General features: G+C 69.6%; 15 protein-coding genes. 3 read left to right on the forward strand and 12 right to left on the reverse strand.

Going from position 1 to position 13,286, the window contains the following annotated elements; all coding sequences use genetic code 11:
* Positions 1-5: 5 nt before the first annotated feature.
* The 8 genes from priA to nadA form a co-directional block, all read right to left on the reverse strand.
* The gene (priA, locus tag RCP80_RS13105) at positions 6-752 is read right to left on the reverse strand and encodes a bifunctional 1-(5-phosphoribosyl)-5-((5-phosphoribosylamino)methylideneamino)imidazole-4-carboxamide isomerase/phosphoribosylanthranilate isomerase PriA (protein ID WP_308478075.1); all 747 of its coding nucleotides are present in this window, start codon (positions 750-752) and stop codon (positions 6-8) included.
* The gene (hisH, locus tag RCP80_RS13110) at positions 749-1,369 is read right to left on the reverse strand and encodes an imidazole glycerol phosphate synthase subunit HisH (RefSeq protein WP_308478076.1); all 621 of its coding nucleotides are present in this window, start codon (positions 1,367-1,369) and stop codon (positions 749-751) included. The genes priA and hisH overlap by 4 nt, the downstream gene beginning before the upstream one ends.
* Positions 1,366-1,974, reverse strand: coding sequence for an imidazoleglycerol-phosphate dehydratase HisB (hisB, locus tag RCP80_RS13115; protein ID WP_308478077.1), 609 nt, complete (start codon positions 1,972-1,974; stop codon positions 1,366-1,368). Before hisB ends, hisH begins: the two co-directional genes overlap by 4 nt.
* Complete coding sequence (locus tag RCP80_RS13120; protein ID WP_308478078.1) at positions 1,971-3,119, reverse strand: histidinol-phosphate transaminase; 1,149 nt, start codon at positions 3,117-3,119, stop codon at positions 1,971-1,973. Before RCP80_RS13120 ends, hisB begins: the two co-directional genes overlap by 4 nt.
* On the reverse strand, positions 3,116-4,456 hold the full coding sequence (gene hisD / locus RCP80_RS13125) for a histidinol dehydrogenase (RefSeq protein WP_308478079.1): 1,341 nt from the start codon (positions 4,454-4,456) through the stop codon (positions 3,116-3,118). The genes RCP80_RS13120 and hisD overlap by 4 nt, the downstream gene beginning before the upstream one ends.
* Before the next feature lie 97 nt (positions 4,457-4,553).
* Positions 4,554-5,420 (reverse strand): carboxylating nicotinate-nucleotide diphosphorylase, encoded by an 867-nt coding sequence (nadC, locus tag RCP80_RS13130; protein WP_308478080.1) that lies wholly within the window; start codon positions 5,418-5,420, stop codon positions 4,554-4,556.
* On the reverse strand, positions 5,420-7,015 hold the full coding sequence (locus RCP80_RS13135) for an L-aspartate oxidase (protein WP_308478081.1): 1,596 nt from the start codon (positions 7,013-7,015) through the stop codon (positions 5,420-5,422). The genes nadC and RCP80_RS13135 overlap by 1 nt, the downstream gene beginning before the upstream one ends.
* Entirely contained in the window at positions 7,012-8,055 is a 1,044-nt protein-coding gene (gene nadA, locus RCP80_RS13140) for a quinolinate synthase NadA (protein ID WP_308478082.1), read from the reverse strand. The genes RCP80_RS13135 and nadA overlap by 4 nt, the downstream gene beginning before the upstream one ends.
* A 45-nt stretch (positions 8,056-8,100) precedes the next feature.
* Between nadA and RCP80_RS13145 the strand changes: the two genes are divergently transcribed.
* Together RCP80_RS13145 and RCP80_RS13150 are read left to right on the forward strand one after the other, a co-directional pair.
* Positions 8,101-8,793, forward strand: coding sequence for an NUDIX hydrolase (locus RCP80_RS13145; protein WP_308478083.1), 693 nt, complete (start codon positions 8,101-8,103; stop codon positions 8,791-8,793).
* A gap of 75 nt (positions 8,794-8,868) precedes the next feature.
* A complete protein-coding gene (locus RCP80_RS13150) occupies positions 8,869-10,209 on the forward strand; it encodes a lipase family protein (RefSeq protein WP_308478084.1) in 1,341 nt (446 codons plus the stop codon).
* On the opposite strand, the gene RCP80_RS13155 is transcribed toward RCP80_RS13150, so the two are convergent.
* From RCP80_RS13155 to bioB, 3 genes are read right to left on the reverse strand one after another with little or no spacing between them, the layout of a single operon-like run.
* Positions 10,190-10,825 (reverse strand): DUF2567 domain-containing protein, encoded by a 636-nt coding sequence (locus RCP80_RS13155; protein WP_308478085.1) that lies wholly within the window; start codon positions 10,823-10,825, stop codon positions 10,190-10,192. The genes RCP80_RS13150 and RCP80_RS13155 overlap by 20 nt on opposite strands.
* Positions 10,822-11,070 (reverse strand): biotin synthase auxiliary protein BsaP, encoded by a 249-nt coding sequence (bsaP, locus tag RCP80_RS13160; protein WP_308478086.1) that lies wholly within the window; start codon positions 11,068-11,070, stop codon positions 10,822-10,824. Before bsaP ends, RCP80_RS13155 begins: the two co-directional genes overlap by 4 nt.
* 9 nt (positions 11,071-11,079) lie before the next feature.
* Entirely contained in the window at positions 11,080-12,087 is a 1,008-nt protein-coding gene (gene bioB, locus RCP80_RS13165; RefSeq protein ID WP_308478087.1) for a biotin synthase BioB, read from the reverse strand.
* Positions 12,088-12,140: 53 nt separating this feature from the next.
* Here bioB and RCP80_RS13170 point away from each other — a divergent pair, with 53 nt between their 5' ends.
* The gene (locus RCP80_RS13170; RefSeq protein WP_308478088.1) at positions 12,141-12,734 is read left to right on the forward strand and encodes a TetR family transcriptional regulator; all 594 of its coding nucleotides are present in this window, start codon (positions 12,141-12,143) and stop codon (positions 12,732-12,734) included.
* Between the two features lie 15 nt (positions 12,735-12,749).
* Here RCP80_RS13170 and RCP80_RS13175 read toward each other — a convergent pair whose 3' ends face one another.
* Positions 12,750-13,280, reverse strand: a complete 531-nt coding sequence (locus RCP80_RS13175) for a 2'-5' RNA ligase family protein (RefSeq protein WP_308478089.1) — start codon at positions 13,278-13,280, stop codon at positions 12,750-12,752.
* Positions 13,281-13,286: the final 6 nt, after the last annotated feature.

A 13,286-nucleotide genomic window follows, 5' to 3' on the forward strand; every position in this document is an offset into this window, starting at 1 on the left:
GCAGATCAACCGCTGACCGCGGCCAGCGCCTGCGGCAAGGTGAAGCGCTCGGCATAGAGCGCCTTGCCCACGATGGCTCCCTCGACACCGCGGTCGGTCAGGGTCGCGATGGCCCGCAGGTCATCCAGGCTCGACACCCCACCGGAGGCGATGATCGGCGCATCGGTTCGCCTGGCGACCTCGGTGAGCAACTCGAGGTTCGGTCCGGTCAGCATGCCGTCCTTGGTGACGTCGGTGACTACGAAGCGCGAACAGCCTTCGGAATCAAGCCGTTCCAGCACCTCCCACAGGTCGCCGCCGTCGGTCTCCCAGCCGCGGCCACGCAGGCGGTGATCACCGTTGATGATCTGTACGTCCAGGCCGACCGCCACCCGGTCACCGTGCTCGGCGATCGCTGCGGCGCACCAGGTCGGATTCTCCAGCGCCGCGGTGCCGAGATTGACCCGCGCGCAACCGGTGGCCAGTGCGGCGGTCAGCGATTCGTCATCGCGGATGCCGCCGGACAATTCGACGGCGACGTCGAGCTTGCCCACCAGCTCGGCGAGCAGTTCGCGGTTGGAGCCGCGGCCGAAGGCGGCGTCGAGGTCGACCAGGTGGATCCATTCCGCGCCGTCGCGCTGCCAGGTCTCGGCGGCTTCGAGCGCCGACCCGTAGTCGGTCTCGCTGCCGGCCTTGCCCTGCACCAGGCGCACGGCCTTGCCGTCGACCACGTCGACGGCAGGCAACAGAATCAATGGCGGTTTTGAAGTCACAGTCCCTCAACCCAATTCGCGAGCAGTTCCGCACCAGCGTCGCCGCTCTTCTCCGGATGAAATTGCGTGGCGGCCAACGGGCCGTCCTCGACGGCTGCCAGGAACGGCACGTGATGTGTCGACCAGGTCAGCAACGTCTCGGGGTTACCTTCCCAGCGTTGTGCTGCGTAGGAATGCACGAAATAAAACCGTGCGTCGGCTCCGAGTCCTTTGAACAGCCCGCTGGACGGCGCCGCCTCGACGACGTTCCAGCCCATGTGCGGGACCACCGGGGCGTCCAGTCGGGTCACCGCGCCGGGCCACTGGCCGCAACCGCGGGACTCCACCCCGAACTCCACCCCGCGGGCGAACAGAATCTGCATGCCGACGCACACCCCGAGCACGGGGCGCCCGGCCGACACCCGGTCGGCGATGATGCGTTCGCCGTCGATCGATCGCAGCCCGGCCATGCACGCTTCGAAGGCACCCACGCCGGGCACCACCAGACCGTCGGCGTTGGCCGCGGCATCGGCATCGGCGGTCACCGTGACGTTCGCACCGGTTCGCTCCAACGCCCGCTGCGCTGAGCGCAAGTTGCCGGATCCGTAGTCGAGCACCACCACGGACTTCGGTGTCACAGGGTGCCTTTCGTGGACGGCACGCCGGTCACCCGCGGGTCTGGCTCGACGGCTTGACGCAGGGCACGGGCGACGGCCTTGTACTGCGCTTCGGTGATGTGGTGCGGATCGCGGCCGTAGAGGGTGCGGACGTGCAGGGCGATCCGCGCGTTGAACGCCAGCGTTTCGAAGACGTGTCGGTTGATCACGGTGTGATACGGCGTCGACGAACCCGCGATGGTGAAGTCGACCATGTATTCGGGTTCCCCGGTGTGCACGAAGTACGGCCGGCCCGACACGTCGACCGCGGCGTGTGCGAGCGTCTCGTCCATCGGGATGAACGCGTCGCCGAAGCGGCGGATGCCCTTCTTGTCGCCCAGGGCCTGACCGAGCGCGGTGCCCAGCACGATGGCGGTGTCCTCGACCGTGTGGTGCGCCTCGATGTCGACATCACCCTCGGCGCGCACCGTCAGATCGAAGCTGGCGTGGCTGCCCAGCGCGGTGAGCATGTGGTCGAAGAACGGGACACCGGTCTCGATCTGCACCTGGCCGGTGCCGTCGAGGTTGATCTCGACGACGATGTCGGACTCCCTGGTCTTGCGTTCGATCTTCGCGTAGCGACTCACGGTGCTCCTACTCGGCTGTGCTGAACTAGTTCGGTGGCGGCCAGGTGGGCGCTCGCCTCGAGGAAGGCCTCGTTTTCGGCGGCCAGTCCCGTGGTGGTCCGCAGGTAGCCGGGGATGCCCACATCCCGGATCAGCACACCTGCGTCCAGATAGCGTTGCCAGGTGGCCGGCGCGTCGGCGAACTCGCCGAAGAGCACAAAGTTGGCATCGCTGTCGATCACATGAAAACCCATGTCCCGCAATGCCTGTGAGACCCGGTCGCGCTCGGCGATCAGGGTCGCGACACTGCCCAGGGTGTCGTCGGAGTGCCGCAGGGCCGCACGGGCCGCGACCTGCGTGAGCACCGACAGATGATACGGCAGCCGGACCAGCAGCATGGCCTCGATGAGTGCCGGCGCGGCGATCAGGTAGCCGAGCCGGCCACCGGCGAAGGCGAACGCCTTGCTCATGGTGCGCGTGACCACCAGCTTCGTCGGGAACTCGGCGATCAACTCGACCGCGCTCGGTTGGGAGGAGAACTCGCCGTAGGCCTCGTCGAGGATCAGCAGGCCGCCGGGCTGCGCGGACAGCGCAGCCAGAAGCCGGCGCAAGTCCGCGGCCGGAACGCTCTGCCCCGACGGGTTGTTCGGGCTCGCCACGAACACCACGTCTGGTCGACGCGCCTCGATGGCCGCGACCGCTTGATCGGTGTCCAGACTGAAGTCCCCGGCGCGCGTGGCCTGCAACCATTCGGTCTGGGTGCCGTCGGAGATGATCGGGTGCATCGAATACGACGGCACGAATCCGAGGGCCGTACGGCCCGGTCCGCCGAATGCCTGCAGCAGCTGCTGCAATATCTCGTTGGAGCCGTTGGCTGCCCAGAGGTTCCGCACACTCAGCTCGACCCCGGTCGCCGCGGTGAGATAGGCCGCCAGGTCAGTCCGCAAGGCCACCGCATCGCGATCCGGATAACGGTGCAACTCAGCGGCCGCGGCACGGACGGATTCCGCAACGTCGTCGATCAGCGCCCTGGTGGGCGGGTGCGGATTCTCGTTGGTGTTCAACCGGACCGGAACTTCCAATTGCGGTGCACCGTACGGGGATTTGCCGCGTAGGTTCTCGCGCAACGGGAGTTCGGTCAGTCGAACCGAATCGCCAGGCGTCATCGCTCGAACCTCCTTCGGACCGCCTCACCATGGGCGGGCAGATTCTCGGCCTGAGCCAGCGTGATGACATGGCCGGCGACGTCTTTGAGCGCGGCCTCGGTGTAGTCCACCACGTGAATGCCCTTGAGGAAGGTCTGCACCGACAGCCCGCTGGAGTGCCGGGCGCAGCCCGCGGTGGGCAACACGTGGTTGGACCCCGCGCAGTAGTCACCCAGGCTCACCGGCGACCAGGGTCCCACGAAGATCGCACCGGCGGACCGGATCCGGTTCGCGACCTCGGCCGCATCGACCGTCTGGATCTCCAGATGCTCAGCGGCGTAGGCGTTCACCACTCGGATGCCCTGCTCGAGGTCGTCGACCAGCACGGTCGCCGACTGGCGGCCGCTCAGCGCGGTCGAGACCCGCTCGCGGTGGACGGTGGTGGCCAGCTGTGCGCCCAGTTCGCGATCGGTGGCGGCCGCCAACTCCGGGCTGCAGGTGACCAGGACGCTGGCGGCCATCTCGTCGTGCTCGGCCTGACTGATCAGGTCGGCGGCGACATGCCCGGGATCGGCGGTGTGATCGGCGAGGATGGCGATCTCGGTGGGGCCGGCCTCGGCGTCGATGCCCACCAGGGATCGGCAGATACGTTTGGCGGCAGTGACGTAGATGTTGCCCGGGCCGGTGATCATGTCCACCGACGTCAGTTCGGCGCCATTCGTGTCGGTGCCGCCGTAGGCCAGCAGCGCGACGGCCTGCGCGCCGCCGACGGCCCAGACCTCGTCGACGCCGAGCAGGGCCGCGGCAGCCAGGATGGTCGGGTGCGGCAGGCCGTGGAAGGCCCCGGGCCCGGAGGCCTGCGGCGGACTGGCGATCACCAGCGAGTCCACGCCGGCGGTCTGCGCCGGGACCACGTTCATCACGACGCTCGACGGATAGACCGCGTTTCCGCCGGGCACGTAGAGTCCCACCCGCTCCACCGGGACCCAGCGCTCGGTCACGGTGGCCCCGGGCGCCAATGCCGTGGTGGTGCTGGTGCGACGCTGATCCGCGTGGACGGCGCGGGCCCGCTCGATGGCCACTTCCAGGGCCGCGCGGACCGCTGGATCGAGGGTCCGCAGGGCCTGTTCGAGGGCGGCTGCGGGCACCCGCACGGCGGCGGGCCGGACGCCGTCGAACGCGTCGCCGTATTCGAGGGCGGCCTCGGCGCCCCGTGCGGCCACGGCATCGACGATCGGCCGCACCTTGGGCAGCACCGCGTCGACGTCGACGCCGCCGCGGGGCAGCGCGGACCGCAGTTGCGCAGCCGACAGGGTGCGGTTGCGCAGATCGATACGGGACATCTCGAAGTTGGCCATCCCTGCAATTGTCCCTGATCAGTCCAGTTGAATAAAATCCGCGGAGCCCAGAGCGGATATCAGTCGGCTTTCACCCGCCGACCAGCAGTGCAGCGTTCTAGAAATCCAATCCGATGTCGAGCACCCGCACCGAATGGGTCAGCGCGCCGACGGCCAGGTAGTCGACCCCGGTGCCGGCATAGGCCGCGGCCTGGTCCAGGGACAGTCCGCCGGAGGACTCCAACTGGACATCCGGCGCCTTGGCGTCGCGACGTTGCACCGCGATCTGGGTTTCCCACACCGCGAAGTTGTCCAGCAATATCAGCTGCACGTCCTCGCCCAACACCGCGTCGAGCTGCTCCAGCGAGTCCACCTCGACCTCGCAGGGCAGCTCGGGTGCGGCGGCGCGGACCGCGCGCAACGCGGCCACCACGGACCCCGCTGCAGCCACGTGGTTGTCCTTGATCAGCGCGGCGTCCCCGAGCCCCATCCGGTGGTTGACTCCGCCGCCGACGCGCACCGCGTACTTCTGCAGCGCGCGTAGCCCGGGCAGCGTCTTGCGGGTGTCCCGGATGCGGGCGCCGGTGCCCTCGACCGCCGCGACCCACTGCGCGGTGGCCGAGGCGATACCCGACAGGTGGCAGATCAGGTTGAGCATGGTTCGTTCGGCGGTCAACAGGCCGCGGGTGTCGGCCTCCAGGGTCAGCAGCGCATCGCCGGCTCGCAGCCGGTCGCCGTCATCGGCGCGGCCCAGCACCCGGTAGCCGTCGGCTCCGAGCACCTCGTCGAGCACCAGCAGCGCGACATCGAGCCCCGCGATCACCCCGTCGGCGCGGGTGACCATCGCCGCGGTGGTGCGGGCGTCGGCGGGCACCGTCGCCACGGTGGTGATGTCCGGCCCGTAACGCAGGTCCTCGTCGAGACCGCGCGCGATGACTGCGCGGGCCTCGGTCAGCTCAGCGGGGCTCAATCCGCGGCCGGTCATCAGGCCACCACCGGAGCGTCGACGACCAAGTGCCCGTCGAGCAGTCGCACTGCCGTGCTGCGGCCCCGTGCGCCGTCGGTCAACGGATGATCGCCGCGGTGGTGGCAACCGCGGCTTTCGGTGCGCTCGGCGGCCGCGGCGGCCACCGCGCGCGCGGTCAGGGTCAGCGCCGCATCCTCGAACCGGTTGCGGGTGTTGACGGGTCGGGGTTGCGCGGCCGAGAGCGCCTCGGTGAGCCGATGCAGCCCGTCGCCGTCGCGGACCACCGACGCGTCCCGAGACATGGCGTGCTGCAGGTCGGTGCGCTCGACGATGTCGTGCTCGACTCGGGCCGGCGCGCCGGCCATCGGCGGCGCGACGGATGCCACGTGCTCGGCGGCGGCGCGGCCCGCTCGACCGCCGACCACGAGGCCCTCGAGCAGGCTGTTGGAGGCCAGCCGGTTGGCGCCGTGCATGCCGGTTCTGGCGACCTCGCCGGCGGCATAGAGCCCCGGCACGCCGGTCCGGCCCGTCACGTCGGTGACAACGCCACCGCAGCTGTAGTGCGCACCCGGCACCACCGGGATCGGCTGCCGGGTGGGGTCGATCCCCGCCGCGTGGCAGGAGGCCGTCACGGTCGGGAACCGCGCCGCGAATCCGGCGATCCGTCGCGCGTCGAGGTATACGCACGGCGAACCGGTCTCCCGCAGGCGGGCGTCGATCGCGGCAGCCACCACGTCGCGGGGCGCCAGATCCCGCATCGGGTGGATTCCATCCATCACCGAATCCCCTTGGGCGTCAATGAGAATCGCACCCTCGCCGCGGATGGCCTCGGTGATCAGCGGACGTCGGCCGCCGGTCCGGCCGTCGAACAGCATGGTCGGGTGGAACTGGATGAACTCGATGTCGCTGATCGCGGCTCCGGCCCGTAACGCCAGCGCGATGCCGTCTCCGGTGGCCCCGGACGGGTTGGTGGTGGCGGCGTAGAGGTGGCCGAGTCCCCCGGTGGCGAGGATCACCGCGGCGGCGTGCAAGATGCCGGGCCCGTCCGGGCTCAGCACGTGCACGCCGGCGACCGCGCCGTCGTCGACCAGCACCTCGAGGGCGATGTGCTGGTAGCGGATGTCGAGCAGTTGCGCGGCGCTGTCGAGTGCGCGTTGGACCTCGGCGCCGGTGGCGTCGCCGCCGGCGTGGATGATGCGGCGACGGGTGTGTCCGCCCTCCCGGGTCAACGCCCAGTGGCCGGGCTCGGATTCGTCGAATCGCGCTCCGTCGCCGACCAATGCAGCCACGGCGCGATGACCGTCGGCGACGATCGAGGCGACGGCGTCCGCATCGCACAGTCCGCCGCCGGCGGCGAGCGTGTCGGCGATGTGTGCCGGCACCGAATCGGCGGCGCCGGGCAGGGCCACGGCGATGCCGCCCTGGGCGTAGAAGGTCGCGGTGGTGTCCGCTCGCGGCGCCGCCTTACTCAGGACGGTGACCTTGCGGCCGGCGCGGTGGGCGGCCAACGCGGCCGTCAGGCCGGCCACACCGGTGCCGATCACCACGACGTCGGTGCGTTGCTGCCACCAACCGGCACGCGGACCGGAGCCGCCGCAAGCCGGTCCGGTCATTCGCCGCCGCCGGGCTGGCCGATCTCGATCATCCGGCGGACGCTGGCCCGGGCCAGGCGCGCCGTCTCGGGATCGACGTGCACCTCGTCGGCGCCGTCGGTCAGGCACCGCAGCATCGCAGCCGGGGTGATCATCTTCATGTACTTGCAGGAGGCCCGGTCGTTGACCGCCTGGAAATCGATGTCCGGTGCCGCGCGGCGGAGTTGATGCAGCATCCCGACTTCGGTGGCCACCAGCACCTGCCGGGCGCTGGATTCGCGGGCGGCGTCGAGCATGCCGCCGGTGGACAGGATCTTCACCCGATCCTCGGGGAAGGCGCCCTCGCCCGCCAGGTACAGCGCCGACGTCGCGCAGCCGCACTCCGGATGCACGAACAGCTCGGCATCGGGGTGGCTGCGAGCCTGATCGGCCAGTTCATCACCGTTGATGCCGGCGTGCACGTGGCACTCGCCGGCCCAGATATGCAGGTTCTTGCGGCCGGTCAGCCGGCGCACGTGGGCACCGAGGAACTGATCCGGGCAGAACAGCACCTCGCGGTCGGGATCGATGGATTGGACCACCTCGACCGCGTTCGACGAGGTGCAGCAGATGTCGGTCAGCGCCTTGACCGCGGCCGTGGTGTTGACGTAGGAGACCACCACCGCGTCGGGGTGCTCGTCCTTCCAGGCCCGCAGATCCTCGGCGGTGATCGAGTCCGCCAGCGAGCAACCCGCACGCTGATCCGGGATCAGCACGGTCTTGTCGGGGGCCAGGATCTTGGCGGTCTCGGCCATGAAGTGCACGCCGGCGAACACGATGGTGTCCTCGGGCGCCGCGGCGGCGATCCGGGACAGCGCCAACGAGTCACCGACGTGGTCGGCCACATCCTGGATCTCGGGCAGCTGATAGTTGTGTGCCAGCAGCGTCGCGCCACGCAGTTCTGCCAGTCGGCGGATCTGCGCGGCCCAGTTCGCGTCGCCCACCACGCCCGAGTAGCCCTCGGGGCTGTCGACTATCTGGTCCACCAACGAAGTGTCCATGTCGCGGTCGGTAAGGGTCATGACCGCTCCTTTCGGCGTCGAGGTTTTCGACTTACAATCGAAAACATGGGAAATTTTAGCACTGCGCATGAAGTGCTTGCGGTTGTGTTCCAAGTTCGGGGCCTGGGCAGCCGAAACCCGCAGCTCAGCGTGCTGCTGTGGGAACGGGCCCTGGCACCGGAGCGCGGCGCGTGGTCGCTGCCCGGCGGCGGACTGCGACACGACGAGGACATGACGAGTTCAGTTCGGCGTCAACTCGCCGAGAAGGTCGACCTCAAGGAGATCGCCCACCTCGAGCAACTGGCGGTGTTCTCCGAACCCGACCGCGTGCCCGGCTACCGCACCATCGCCTCCACCTTCCTGGGCCTGGTGCCCTCCCCCGCGACCCCTGAATTGCCGCCGGACACCCGCTGGCACCCGGTGGACATGCTGCCGCCGATGGCGTTCGACCACGGCCCGATGATCACCCACGCGCACGCCCGGCTGATCGCGAAGCTGTCTTACACGAATATCGGCTTTGCCTTGGCCCCAACGGAATTCGTGCTGTCAACGCTGCGGGACATCTATGGTGCCGCCCTCGGTTACCAGGTCGACGCGACCAACCTGCAGCGCGTGTTGGTCCGGCGCAAGGTGATCACCCCCACCGGCACCACGGCTCAATCCGGGCGCAGCGGCGGGCGCCCCGCCGCGGTGTACCGGTTCACCGACTCGCAGTTACGGGTCACCGACGAATTCGCGGCCCTGCGCCCACCGACCTGACAGAGTTGATTTTTAAGGGATCTGTAAGAGACACTCATAGGTCGGTGCCGCTCCATGCGGTGCGAAGGGAGTCCCATGGAGCTTGGCAACGCCGCCGTGGACAGCAGTGCCGCCGAATGGATCGGTGCGCCGCCGCACGAGGAATCGGCGTCACACGCCAGTCCGCTGCGGCCCTCCCTGGACCCGTTCTACCTGCCGCCTGCCGGATTCGAACACGCCCAACCGGGCACGGTGCTGCGCAGCCGCGACGTTCAACTGGCGTTCCTCGGGTTGATCCCGCAGCGCATCGTCGCGACCCAACTGCTCTATCGGACCTCCGACCGCAACGGTGCCCCCGAGGCGGCGGCCACCACGGTGATCGTCCCCGCGGAGCGCGCACCCCACACGCCGACCCCGGTGCTGTCCTACCAATGCGCGATCGACGCGGTCACCGATCGCTGCTTCCCGTCCTATGCGTTGCGGCGCGGCGCCCACGCCGTCGGATCGCTCGCCCAGCTGGAATTCCTGCTGATCGCCGCCGCGGTCGCCGAGGGCTGGGCCGTCTCGGTCCCCGACCACGAAGGCAGCCGCGGGATGTGGGGCGCCCCGAATGAGCCCGGCTACCACATTCTCGACGGCGTGCGCGCCGCGGTGTCGGCGCCCCGCCTCGACCTTTCCCCCGCCGCCCCGGTGGGCCTGTGGGGTTATTCCGGCGGCGGTCTGGCCACCGCCTGGGCCGCCGAGGTCTGCGCCGACTACGCCCCCGAACTCAATGTCGTCGGCGCGGTGCTCGGTTCCCCGGTCGGCGATCTGGGCAGCACCTTCCGCCGGCTCAACGGCACCTTCTACTCGGGCCTGCCGGCCACAGTGGTGGCCGCGTTGACCCACATCTATCCCGACCTGCACCGGCTCATCGACGAGCACGCCACCCCGGAAGGCAAGGCGATGCTCAAACGCATCGAAAAGCTGACCACCATGCACGCCGTGCTGAGCCTGGTGCGCATGGACATGGACAAGCTCGTCGACTGCCCGCTCGAGCAGATCCTCGACAGCCCCGAGGTGCAACACGTCTTCGCCGACATCAAGCTGGGCGGCACCGCGCCCACCCCGCCGGTGCTGGTCGTGCAGGCCGTGCACGACCGGATAGTGTCCGTCGACGACATCGATGAGCTCATCGACGCGTACAGCACCGGCGGCGCGCACGTCACCTATCACCGCGACCTGTTCAGCGAACACATGCTGCTGCATCCGATGTCGGCGCCCATGACGTTGCGCTGGCTCATCGACCGGTTCGAGGGTCGCCCACTGTCGGAGAACTACGTCCGCACGAAGTGGCCCACGTTGCTCAATCCGATGACGTACCAAGGCATGTGGCGTCTCGGCAAGGTGGCGGCCCGGGTGGTTTCCGGGCGGGTGCTCAACCGCCGTCCGTTGTGACCGACGCCGTGCCCACCGGCGTGCCCAGGACCAGTCCCTCGACCGGCGGGTAGCCGCCGAGGTCGTCGCGCGCCGCCGCCACCGCGCACACCGCGTACACCAGCGCGGCCGTGGCGACCGGGACCAGCAGGGTGGTGGCGATCTGCAGTGGCGTGGTCCCGAAGAACGCCGCGGGCGCCTCGGCGACGTAGTGCACCCGATGCTCCGGGGACACCGGCGCCCCGTCCAGATCGATCGCGTCGTAGCGCGCGTTGACCAGCACCGTCCCGAGGGCCGCGGCGGCGGCCGCCGCGGCGCCGACGCCTACGCACAGGGCGGTGAGCATCAGCGGGCCCCGGTGCGCGCGCCACTGCCAGGCCGCGGTCGAACCGATGACCGCCAGCACGCACAGCATGCCGAGCATCAGGAACGCCGCGACGAAGAAGTGATCGGCCTCGGTGCCCAGGTAGGCCCGCACCCGCTCACCGCTCTTGGTCAAGGCGATGACGCCGTGCGCCGGCGGCGCCAGCCACGCCCACAGCGCCCCCACCGCGGCACCGCACAGCGTCAGACCCAGCGCGAGGATCAGCGCGGCGCGTCCCCGCGAGATGGCCGGCGGCGGGACGGCGCCGGTCATCGGCGGGTCTCCAGGTCCTCGGAGTCGACGACACCGTGGCGGGAACACTTGGCCCACCAGCCGTCGGGGCGCACCTGCACGATCATCCGGCGGCCGCACGCCGCGCAGAATCGTGGCGGTTCCAACCCGAGCTGGGCGGCGGTGGGAATCACCGCAGCGGCAACCGCATCGGTTGCCACTCCCGTGTAGACGTTGAACGCGCCCGCGCTGACCGGAGCGGGCGACGCCGGGAGATCTGCGACCATCACCTGTTTCTACAGGGTCGCGTTCAGAGCCTTGATCGGCATCTGCAGATCGTCGAGCAACTCCAGATCGGACTCGGCCGGTCGGCCCAGCGTGGTCAGGTAGTTGCCGACGATGACCGCGTTGATGCCGCCCAGGATGCCCTGCTTCGCGCCCAGGTCGCCGAGGGTGATCTCGCGGCCACCGGCGAAGCGGAGCATGGTCCGCGGCAACGCCAGCCGGAACGCCGCGACGGCCCGCAGCGCGTCGGCGGCAGGCAGCACGTCCAGCTCACCGAACGGGGTGCCGGGACGCGGGTTCAGGAAGTTCAGCGGAACCTCATGCGGATCGAGCTCGGCCAGGTTGGCGGCGAACTCGGCACGTTGTTCCAGGGTTTCGCCCATGCCGAGGATGCCGCCGCAGCACACCTCCATGCCCGCCTCGCGCACCATCCCCAGGGTGCCCCACCGCTCCTCCCAGGTGTGCGTGGTCACCACGTTCGGGAAGAACGACCGGGCGGTCTCCAGGTTGTGGTTGTAACGGTGCACGCCCATTTCGGCGAGCCGGTCCACCTGCTCCTGGGTCAGCATGCCCAGCGAGCAGGCGATTTGAATGTCGACCTCGTTGCGGATCGCCTCGATACCGGCGGCGACCTGTGCCAGCAGCCGCTCATCCGGTCCGCGCACCGCCGCGACAATGCAGAACTCCGTCGCACCGGATTTCGCGGTCTGCTTGGCGGCCTCGACGAGGCTCGGGATGTCGAGCCACGCGCTGCGCACCGGAGAGGCGAAAAGCCCTGACTGCGAACAGAAGTGGCAATCCTCGGGGCAGCCGCCGGTCTTCAGGCTGATGATGCCCTCGACCTCGACCTCGGGCCCGCACCATTTCATCCGCACCTCGTGGGCCAGCGCCAACAAATCTTCGAGGTGGTCGTCGGGAAGTTGCAACACCTGCAGGACCTGGTCCTGGCTCAAGCCCTCACCACGATCGAGCACCTGGTCCCGGGCCACACCCAGAACATCTACCGCCGCCTGCGTCACCAGCATTCCTCCGCGATCATCGACTTGAACGGTGTTCAGGTTAGGGTAACGGCGTGCAACTCCACAAACCCGACGTGGTGGAAACAGCAGCGGCGATCCTCGACAACTACGGGATCGCCGATCTGACGATGCGTCGCCTGGCCCGCGAACTCGACGTCAGCGCCGGCGCCCTGTACTGGCATTTCGCCAACAAACAGGAACTGCTCGGGGCGGTCGCCGACCGGATCCTGCAGCCGGCGGTGCGGGATGCCACCGAGCGGGACTGGCCGACCGCGATCCGGCAGCTCGCCAGTGCGTTGCGCGAGGCGCTGCTGTCGCACACCGACGGCGCCGAACTGGTCTCGGCCAGCTTCGCCGCGGGGCAATCGACGGCGGTGCTGGAGATCCTGGCCCGGCTCCGCGCGGCGGCCGGGGAATCTGGCGCGGATCCGGTCCGCGCGGCCCTGACGGCGCGGACCGTCGTCCATTACGTGCTCGGGTTCACCGGCGACGAGCAGTCGCGGTTGCAGTGGGACGCCGCGGGCGCCGTGCTGCCGGCCGAACAGTCGGTGCTGGACCCGGCCACCGATCCGGGTGCGGCCTTCGAATTCGGGCTCGCCCTGCTCATCGACGGTCTGTCGGTGCAGGCCCGCGCCCAGACCTCCTGACCCGGGCGCGCCGGTTCAAACGCCGCCGAGCAGGTGCTCGACGCGTTGGTCGCCGTCCCAGTGCCGCAGCGCCACCAGGCGGCCGGTCAGGTCGCGGCCCAACTCCGGCACCGCGGTCAGCGCCCGGCCCGCCTCCTCGGCACTGAACCGGCGCCCGAGCGTGACGTGCGGCGTCCAGTGGCCGGGCGCGCTGTGCGGTGCCGGACCCGGACGCAGATGCGGGGCGCAGACGTCGTGGACATCCGCGTGTAGCGCCAACAGGTCCGGCGACGCCACGATCAACCGCGCCAGCACGTAGCTGCGCCGTCCGAACAGCAGGGGCGCGCCCACCACACCGTCCAGCGGCAACCGGTCCAACAATTGCGCCACCGCCGCATCGGCCGCGGTATCGATGTGCTCGGCGGCCAGCAAGGTCACATGTGGGCGGTTGGTCGCGGACTGCACGCGGGACTGACTCGGCAACCCCGCGTCGGCCAACTGTCGCCAGCATCGACGCAGCTGCGCGTCGGTGGGTTCGTCGAACAGCAACTCGATGGAGTGGACCATCAGGCG

It is taken from the genome of Mycolicibacterium sp. MU0053 (assembly GCF_963378095.1).
GTDB classification, from domain to species: Bacteria; Actinomycetota; Actinomycetes; order Mycobacteriales; family Mycobacteriaceae; genus Mycobacterium; species Mycobacterium burgundiense.

What these genes read in the sequence shown, in the direction of transcription:
- RCP80_RS13175 (WP_308478089.1), bottom strand. Translation starts at nt 13,280, where the DNA reads ATGGTCCACTCCATCGAGTTGCTGTTCGACGAACCCACCGACGCGCAG.
- bsaP (WP_308478086.1), bottom strand. Translation starts at nt 11,070, where the DNA reads ATGGTCGCAGATCTCCCGGCGTCGCCCGCTCCGGTCAGCGCGGGCGCG.
- hisD (WP_308478079.1), bottom strand. Translation starts at nt 4,456, where the DNA reads ATGGCCAACTTCGAGATGTCCCGTATCGATCTGCGCAACCGCACCCTG.
- RCP80_RS13150 (WP_308478084.1), top strand. Translation starts at nt 8,869, where the DNA reads ATGGAGCTTGGCAACGCCGCCGTGGACAGCAGTGCCGCCGAATGGATC.
- RCP80_RS13120 (WP_308478078.1), bottom strand. Translation starts at nt 3,119, where the DNA reads ATGACGCCTGGCGATTCGGTTCGACTGACCGAACTCCCGTTGCGCGAG.
- RCP80_RS13155 (WP_308478085.1), bottom strand. Translation starts at nt 10,825, where the DNA reads ATGACCGGCGCCGTCCCGCCGCCGGCCATCTCGCGGGGACGCGCCGCG.
- nadA (WP_308478082.1), bottom strand. Translation starts at nt 8,055, where the DNA reads ATGACCCTTACCGACCGCGACATGGACACTTCGTTGGTGGACCAGATA.
- nadC (WP_308478080.1), bottom strand. Translation starts at nt 5,420, where the DNA reads ATGACCGGCCGCGGATTGAGCCCCGCTGAGCTGACCGAGGCCCGCGCA.
- RCP80_RS13135 (WP_308478081.1), bottom strand. Translation starts at nt 7,015, where the DNA reads ATGACCGGACCGGCTTGCGGCGGCTCCGGTCCGCGTGCCGGTTGGTGG.
- RCP80_RS13145 (WP_308478083.1), top strand. Translation starts at nt 8,101, where the DNA reads ATGGGAAATTTTAGCACTGCGCATGAAGTGCTTGCGGTTGTGTTCCAA.